The sequence below is a fragment of the Streptomyces hygroscopicus subsp. hygroscopicus genome, assembly GCF_001553455.1.
Classification (GTDB): Bacteria; Actinomycetota; Actinomycetes; order Streptomycetales; family Streptomycetaceae; genus Streptomyces; species Streptomyces hygroscopicus.
Map to the genome: position 1 here is coordinate 1 of NZ_BBOX01000145.1, position 9244 is coordinate 9244.

Sequence of the window (9244 nt, forward strand, 5' to 3'; positions counted from 1 at the left end):
ACTGACCTCGGTGCGCTGGACGTGGGCTACTCGCTGGCGACCCGGTCGGTCTTCGAGCACCGGGCCGTGCTGGTCGGTGAGGACCGCGAGACCCTGCTGCGCGGTCTCGGGGAGATGGCTCAGGGCGGTATCGGCTCCGGGGTCGTCCAGGGGCAGGCCGTCACGGGTGGTAAGACGGCGTTCCTGTTCTCGGGTCAGGGTGCGCAGCGCCTGGGCATGGGCCGGGAGCTGTATGAGGCGTTCCCGGTGTTCGCCCGCGCGCTGGACGAGGTGTGTGCGCACCTCGATGTGGTGCTGGACCGTCCGCTGCGGGAGGTGATGTTCGCCGCCGAGGGCAGCGCGGACGCGGAGCTGCTGGATCAGACGGCGTTCACCCAGCCCGCGCTGTTCGCCGTCGAGGTGGCGCTGTTCCGGCTGCTGGAGCACTGGGGCGTCACCCCGGACGTGGTGGTGGGCCACTCCATCGGTGAGATCGCCGCCGCGCATGTGGCGGGGGTGTTCTCGCTGGAGGACGCCTGCACACTGATCGCCGCGCGTGGCCGGCTGATGCAGGCACTGCCCGAGGGCGGCGCCATGGTGGCCGTCCAGGCGACCGAGGACGAGGTCGCCGCCTCACTCGCTGGTCGCGAGCACGAAATGAGCGTTGCCGCGGTCAACGGTCCCTCGGCCGTGGTGATCTCGGGTCACGCATCCGCGGTCCACGACGTCGCGGCGGACTGGGAGGCGAGCGGACGAAAGACTAAGCGTTTGCGGGTCTCGCATGCGTTTCACTCTTGCCTCATGGACACTATGTTGGACGCGTTCGGCCACGTGGCCCGCGAGCTGTCTTTCAAGCCGCCCGCCATGACGCTGGTGTCCAATGTCACCGGCGGGCCGGTTTCCGAGACAGAGGTGTGTTCACCCGACTACTGGGTGCGGCATGTGCGTGAGGCGGTGCGGTTCGCGGATGGCGTACGTTCACTTAAGGCGTTGGGCGTGACCAGGTACCTGGAGGTGGGACCCGACGGTGTGCTCACCGCGATGGCCCAGGAATGCCTTGCGGAAGGGACCGAGGACACCTCCGCCACGGTGCTCGTCCCCGCGCTGCGCAAGGACCGCTCCGAGGCGCGGGCGCTGACCACGGCGCTGGCCGAACTCCACGTCCACGGCGCCCCGTTGGAGTGGGAATCGGTCTTCGCGGGGCGTGGCGCGCGGCGGGTCGAGCTGCCGACGTACGCCTTCCAGCGCGAGCGCTTCTGGCCCGAGGTGTCCCTCTCCCTGACGGGGCGGGACACATCGGGGCCCGTGGACTCGGTGGACGCGCGGTTCTGGGAAGCGGTCGAGCGCGAGGATCTCGAATCGCTGGCCCGGGCGCTCGACGTCGATGGCGAGGCGCCGCTGAGCGCGGTGCTGCCCGCGCTGTCGGCGTATCACCGCAGCAGTCGTGATCAGTCCACCATTGACGGGTGGCGTTACCGGGTGGTGTGGAAGCCGGTTTCGGATGTGGCCGGTGGGTCGTTGTCCGGGACGTGGCTGGTGGTGGTTCCGGCGTCGGGTGCGGGGGACGAGTTGGTGTCGGGGGTTGTCTCCGGTCTTGAGCGGCATGGTGTGGGTGTGGTGTCGCTTGTGGTGGGTCAGGGCGATCTCGAGGTGGGGGTGCTGGCGGAGCGGCTGCGTGAGGTGGTCGCGCAGGTGCCGGAGCTGGGTGGTGTGTTGTCGCTGGTGGCGTTGGAGGAGGAGTGCAGTGCGGGGTATCCGGGGCTGTCGGGTGGTTATGCGCTGAGTGTGGTGTTGGCGCAGGCGATGGTGGAGGCGGAGGTTCCGGTTCGGTTGTGGTGTGGTACGCGGGGTGCGGTGTCGGTGGGGCGTTGGGATCGGCTCACGGGTGTGGTGCAGTCGCAGGTGTGGGGTCTGGGGCGGGTGGTGGCGCTGGAGCATGCGGCGGTATGGGGTGGTCTGATTGATCTGCCCGAGGCTCTGGATGAGCGGGGTGTGGCGCGGCTGGTGGGTGTGCTGTCCGCTGAGGATGGTGAGGACCAGGTCGCGGTGCGTGGCTCGGGGGTGTTCGCCAGGCGTCTGGTGCGGGCCGGGGCCGGTGAGGGGGCCGGGCGGGCGTGGCGGGCGCGTGGGACGGTGTTGGTGACCGGTGGTACGGGCGCGCTGGGTGCTCGGGTGGCCCGCTGGGTGGTGGGTCAGGGTGCTGAGCATGTGGTGCTGACCAGTCGTCGTGGTCTTGATGCGCCGGGTGCGGTGGAGCTGCGTGAGGAGTTGGAGGCGTTGGGTGCCCGGGTGACCGTGGCGGCGTGTGATGTGTCCGATCGTGGGGCGTTGGCGGGTGTGCTGGAGGCTGTTCCGGAGGAGTTGCCGCTGCGTGCGGTGTTCCATGCGGCGGGTGTTGAGCAGGCGGCCGAGCTTCGGGGGATGAGTCTGGCGGACGCGGCGGCGGTGGTGTCGGGTAAGGCGGCGGGGGCGGCGTGTCTGGATGAGCTGCTGGGTGACCGGGAGCTCGACGCGTTCGTGGTCTTCTCCTCGATCGCCGGTGTGTGGGGCAGTGGTGGCCAGGCGGCCTACGGCGCGGCGAACGCCTATCTGGACGCGTTGGTGGAGGATCGCCGTGCGCGGGGTCTTGCCGGTACGGCGGTGGCCTGGGGCCCCTGGGCCGAGAGCGGCATGGCGGCCGGGGACGGTGGCGAGCAGCTGGCCCGTCGAGGCTTGACGAGCATGGCGCCCGACCTGGCGATCGCCGCGTTGCAGGCCGCGATCGTCGGTGACGACGGTGTGGTGACGGTCGCCGATGTGGACTGGGAGCGGTTCGCCCCCGCGTTCACCCTGGGACGGCCGAGCCCGCTCATCGGCGAGCTGCCCGAGGTCGTATCGGCCCTGGAACAGGCCCGGTCCGCCGAGGAGAGCGACGCGGAGGCCGGATCGCGGCTGAGGGAACGCCTCTCCGCCTTGGCCCCCGCTGAGCGCGAGCGCGCCGTGCTCGACCTGGTGCGTGGTCACGCCGCCGCGGTTCTCGGATTCCCGGGAATGGAAGGCGTGGAATCCGACCGGGCATTCAAGGAATTGGGCTTCGACTCGCTCACGGCGGTAGAATTCCGCAACCGGCTCAACGCGGACACGGGGCTGCGGCTACCTACCACGCTGGTCTTCGACTACCCGAACTCAAGGGCACTCGCGGAACACGTACGAGCGGGCGTCCTGCCCGACGAAGGGACATCCGCCACTCCGCTCATCGCGGATCTGGAACGATTTGAGGCAGCACTCTCCACGGCTGAGCCGGACCATGCCGAGCGATCGGCCCTCGCGGCCCGACTCCAGGTGCTTCTCACCAAGTTGAACGGCGGTGAAGCCGGAGTGACGAGCGCCGAGAGCGTGACGCAACGGCTTGACGCGGCATCCGATGACGATCTCTTCGATTTCATCGAAAATGAGCTCGGCTAAGTGCGAATCCCGGGGCACGTTTCTCCGGCCTCCTTCCATTCTTCAGTCTTCTTTGACTCGTTATAGGCAAGGTTTCCATGGTGAACGAAGATAGGCTCCGGGACTACCTCAAGCGGGTGACGGCTGATCTGCACCAAGCGCGTCAACGCCTGCGCGAGCTGGAGGCAGGAGAGCAGGACCCCATCGCGATCGTCGCGATGAGCTGCCGTTTTCCGGGTGGGGTAGGAAGCCCGGAGGATCTGTGGCACCTGGTGGCCGGCGGCAGCGACGCCATCTCCGACTTCCCGTCCAACCGTGGGTGGGACGTGGACGGGATGTACGACCCGGACCCCGAGCACCCGGGAACCTTCTACTCCCGCGAGGGCGGCTTTCTTCACGACGCGGGCGAGTTCGACGCGGGCTTCTTCGGGATCTCCCCGCGTGAGGCGCTCGCCATGGACCCGCAGCAGCGGCTGCTGCTGGAAACCTCCTGGGAGGTCTTCGAGCGCGCGGGCATCGCCCCGGGATCGGTGAAGGGCCGTCGGGGCGGTGTGTTCGTGGGGGCGTCGGCCTCGGGCTACGCCGCCGACGTCGACGAACTCCCGGAGGAAGTCGAAGGCCATCTGCTGACGGGCACGTCGGCCTCCGTCGTATCGGGCCGTATCGCGTACACCTTCGGCCTCGAGGGGCCCGCGATGACGGTGGACACGGCGTGTTCCTCGTCGCTGGTGGCGCTCCATCTGGCCGTTCAGGCCCTGCGCCAGGGCGAATGTGATCTGGCGCTGGCCGGTGGTGCGACGGTGATGTCGTCCCCGGGCGCCTTCGTGGAGTTCAGCCGGCAGCGTGGGCTGGCCCCCGACGGCCGGTGCAAGCCGTTCGCGGAGGCGGCGGACGGCACGGGCTGGTCCGAGGGTGTGGGCATGCTCCTGGTGGAGCGGCTGTCGGACGCGCGCAAGAACGGCCACCCGGTGCTGGCGATCGTGCGCGGCTCGGCGGTCAACCAGGACGGTGCGTCCAATGGTCTGACGGCGCCGAACGGACCCTCGCAGCAGCGGGTCATCCGCGACGCCCTGGCGAGCGCCCGGCTGGCGCCGTCCGATGTGGACGTCGTGGAGGCCCACGGGACCGGCACCTCGCTGGGTGACCCGATCGAGGCGCAGGCGCTGCTGGCCACCTACGGCCAGAGCCGGCCGGAGGGCCGGCCGCTGTGGCTGGGCGCGCTGAAGTCGAACATCGGTCATACGCAGGCCGCTGCCGGTGTGGCCGGGGTCATCAAGATGGTGATGGCCATGCGGCACGGTGTGCTGCCGAAGACGCTGCATGTGGACGAGCCGTCGCGGCAGGTGGACTGGTCGGCGGGTGAGGTGCGGCTGCTGACCGACACGACCGCGTGGCCGGAGACCGGTCAGCCGCGCCGGGCCGCGGTGTCGGCGTTCGGTGTGAGCGGCACCAACGCGCACACCATCATCGAGCAGGCCCCGCCGACCGACGAGGCCGAGCCGGCCCCCGCCGCCGAAGGTGACAGCGGTGTGGCCACCTGGCTGCTCTCCGGACGCAGCGCGGACGCCCTGCGGGCCCAGGCCGCACGGCTCAGCGCGTTCCTGCTGGAGCGGCCCGAGCTGAGCCCGCTGGACATCGGCCACTCGCTGGTCGCCACGCGGTCGATGTTCGAGCACCGTGCGGTGGTGTCGGGCGCGAACCGTGCCGAACTCCTCGGCGGACTCGAGGCCGTCGCAGGCGGCGAAGCCGCTCCCGGCGTGCTCCAGGGGGTGGCCGGGACGGCGGTCAAGACGGCGTTCCTGTTCTCGGGTCAGGGCGCGCAGCGCCTGGGCATGGGCCGGGAGCTGTACGAGGCGTTCCCGGTGTTCGCCCGCGCCCTGGACGAGGTATGCGCACACCTCGACCCGCTGCTGGACCGTCCGCTGCGCGAGGTGATGTTCGCGGCCGAGGGCAGTGCGGACGCGGAGCTGCTGGACCGGACCGCGTTCACCCAGCCCGCGCTGTTCGCCGTCGAGGTGGCGCTGTTCCGGCTGCTGGAGCACTTCGGCGTCACCCCGGACGTGCTGATCGGCCACTCCATCGGCGAAGTCGCCGCGGCGCATGTGGCCGGGGTGTTCTCGCTGGAGGACGCGTGCGCGCTGGTGGCGGCCCGTGGCCGGCTGATGCAGGCGCTGCCCGAGGGTGGCGCGATGGTGGCCGTGCAGGCGTCGGAGGAGGAGATCGCGGCGTCGCTGGCCGGGCGTGCGGCCGAGGTGAGCATCGCCGCCGTCAACGGCCCGGCCGCCGTGGTCATCGCGGGCGACGAGCCCGCGGTGCTGGAGATCGCGGCCGCATGGTCCGAACGAGGGCGCAAGACGAGTCGGCTGCGGGTCAGCCACGCCTTCCACTCACCGCGCATGGACGCGATGCTGGACGACTTCCGGCGCGTGGTGCGCGGACTGTCGTTCCAGGCCCCCACCATGGCGCTGGTCTCCAACGTCACGGGAGAGCCGGCCGGGCCCGAGGAGATCTCCTCGCCCGACTACTGGGTGCGGCATGTGCGCGAGGCGGTGCGCTTCGCCGATGGTGTCCGCTCCCTGGAGGCACAGGGGGTCACCGCCTACCTCGAGGTGGGGCCCGACGGTGTGCTGTCGGCGATGGCCCGGGACTGCCTGACCGGCGAGGGAACCCCGGCCCCGGCGGTGGCGCCGGTGCTGCGCAAGGAGCGCCCCGAGACCCAGGCACTCATGGCCGCGCTGACCGAGGCACACGTTCACGGTGTCGCGGTGGACTGGGAAACGGTCTTCGCCGGGCGGGGCGCCCGCACGGTGGAGCTGCCGACGTACCCGTTCCAGCGGCAGCGTTACTGGCTGGAGGGCACCGGCGGCGCGGCCACCGACTCCCGCGCCGCGGACGCGGTGGACGCGCGGTTCTGGGACGCGGTGGAGCGCGAGGACCTGGGCGCGCTGGCCGAGGCGCTGGACGTCGACGGGCGCGGCTCGCTGAGCGAGTTGCTGCCCGCGCTGTCGTCGTACCGTCGGCAGCAGCGGGACCGGGCCACCGTCGACGGCTGGCGGTACCGGATCTCGTGGAAGCCGGTCTCGGAGAACCCCGCGGTGACACTGCCGGGAACCTGGCTCGTCGTCGGCCCCGCCTCCGGCGTCGATGACGCGCTGCCGGAGGCGGTGTCCGCCGCTCTCCGCAGACACGGTGCCGATGTCGTCCGTGTGGCCACGGACGAGAACGACCTCGCCCCCGGGGTGCTGGGCGCGCGGCTGCGTGACATCGCCGCCGATCTGCCCGGTATCACCGGTGTGCTGTCTCTGGCGGGCGTGGACGAGCGGCCCTGTGCCGGACAGCCGGTGGTCTCCCGCGGCCTCGCGCTGACGCTGACGCTGGTGCGCGCCCTCGCGGAGGCGGACATCGAGGCCCGGCTGTGGTGCGGCACCCGGGGGGCTGTGTCGGTGGGCCGCTCCGACCGGCTCACCAGCCCCGTGCAGGCCGAGGTGTGGGGCCTCGGCCGGGTGGCGGCCATGGAACACCCGCGCATCTGGGGCGGCCTGGTCGACCTGCCCGAGACGCTGGACGAGCGCGCCGCCGCCCGACTGGTCTGGGCGCTGTCCGCGGAGGGCGGCGAGGACCAGGTGGCGGTGCGCGGTTCCGGAGCGTACGCCCGGCGCCTGACCCGGGTGACGGTCGGCAACGAGTCGGCGGAGCGCGCGTGGCGGCCCCGGGGCTCGGTGCTGATCACCGGCGGCACCGGCGCCCTGGGCGCCCATGTGGCGCGCTGGGCCGTGCGCGAGGGCGCCGCACACGTGGTGCTGACCAGCCGTCGCGGCCCGGCGGCCGAGGGCGCCTCCGAACTCACGGCGGAACTCGAAGCAATGGGCGCCGAGGTGACCGTGGCGGCCTGCGACGCCGCCGACCGGGACGCCCTCGCCGCGGTGCTGGCCGCCATCCCCGAGCGGTATCCGCTGAGCGCCGTCGTGCACGCGGCGGGCATCCTGGACGACGGTGTGCTCGACGGCCTGACCGTCGACCAGCTCGCCGGGACGCTGACCGCCAAGGTGGAGGGCGCGCGGCAGCTGCACGAGCTGACGGCACAGCTCGATCTCGACGCCTTCGTGCTGTTCTCCTCGTTCGCCGGTGTCGTCGGCGGCGCCGGCCAGGCCGCCTACGCGGCGGCCAACGCCTACCTCGACGCGCTCGCACAGCAGCGCCGGGCCCAGGGCCTGGCCGCCACCGCGATCGCCTGGGGCCCGTGGGCCGAGGGCGGCATGGCCGCGAGCGGCCGCGCCGGGGAGCGGATGCGCGGCGGGCCACTGCCTCCCATGACTCCCACGCTGGCCGTGGACACGCTCCGCTGGGCCGCGGGCCACGACGAGGCCGCACTGGTCGTGGCCGACATCGACTGGACCGGCATGGCGTCGATGCTGAGCGCGGGCCCCAGCGCCCTCGTCAGCGACCTCCCCGAGGCGCGCGAACTGCTCGCCGCCACCGGCGGGACCGCCGCCCGGACGGACACCGGCCACGACCTGCGAAACCAACTGGCCGGACAGTCGGACGCGGAACAGCGTGCCCTCCTGCTGGACCTCGTACGCACCCACGCGGCCGCCGTACTCGGCCACTTCTCGGCCGAGGCGGTCGAGCCCGGCCGGGCCTTCCGAGACCTCGGGTTCGACTCACTCACCGCCATCGAGCTGCGCAACCGGCTCGACATGGCCACCGGCCTGCGCCTGCCCGCGACCCTCGTCTTCGACTACCCGACCGCCGAGGTGCTCGCCGACCACCTGTGGGCGGAGCTCGCCGGAACTCACGCGGAAGCGGCCCTCGCGACGGCGCCGCACGGGGCGCGGCCCGATGACGACGACCCCATCGCGATCGTGGCAATGAGCTGCCGCTTCCCCGGCGGCGTCGAAACCCCGCAGGACCTGTGGCGACTCCTGGCCGAGGGCGGCGACGCCATCGCCGGATTCCCCGGCGACCGCGGCTGGGACGTTGACGGGATGTACCACCCGGACCCCGAACACCCGGGCACGTTCTACGTCCGCGAGGGCGGCTTCCTCTACGGGGCGCCCCAGTTCGACCCCACCTTCTTCGGGATCTCGCCGCGTGAGGCGGTGGCCATGGACCCGCAGCAGCGGCTGCTGCTGGAGACCTCGTGGGAGGCGTTCGAGTCCGCGGGCGTCAAGCCGGCCGCGCTGCGGGGCACCCGGACCGGTGTGTTCGTCGGCACCAACGGCCAGGACTACTCCACGATCATGCTCGACGCCCCCGAGGACTTCGGTGGCCACGTGGGCACGGGCAGCGCGGCCAGTGTGGTGTCGGGCCGTATCTCGTACACCTTCGGCCTCGAGGGGCCGGCCATGACGGTGGACACGGCGTGCTCCTCGTCGCTGGTGGCGCTGCATCTCGCGGCGCAGGCGCTGCGTCAGGGCGAGTGCGACCTGGCGCTGGCCGGTGGTGTGTCGGTGATGTCGACGCCGGGGTCGTTCGTGGAGTTCAGCAGGCAGCGGGGGCTCGCTCCCGACGGCCGGTGCAAGCCGTTCGCCGAGGGCGCGGACGGTACGGGCTGGTCCGAGGGTGTGGGCATGCTCCTGGTGGAGCGGCTGTCGGACGCGCGGCGCAACGGTCACCCGGTGCTGGCGGTCGTGCGGGGTTCGGCGGTCAATCAGGATGGTGCGTCGAATGGGTTGACGGCGCCGAATGGTCCGTCGCAGCAGCGGGTGATCCGGCAGGCGCTGGCGAGTGCCGGGTTGTCGGCGGCTGATGTGGACGCGGTGGAGGCGCACGGTACGGGGACGACGCTGGGTGACCCGATCGAGGCGCAGGCGCTGCTGGCCACCTACGGCCAGGGACGGCT

Annotated in this window: 2 protein-coding genes; both read left to right on the forward strand. The window is 71.9% G+C overall.

Annotated features, from left to right (window positions below; all coding sequences use genetic code 11):
• The coding region (locus AXW62_RS16945) for an SDR family NAD(P)-dependent oxidoreductase (RefSeq protein ID WP_159060897.1) at positions 1 to 3423 on the forward strand (3423 nt) is incomplete at its 5' end.
• Between the two features lie 80 nt (positions 3424 to 3503).
• The coding region (locus AXW62_RS16950) for a type I polyketide synthase (RefSeq protein ID WP_370682918.1) at positions 3504 to 9244 on the forward strand (5741 nt) is incomplete at its 3' end.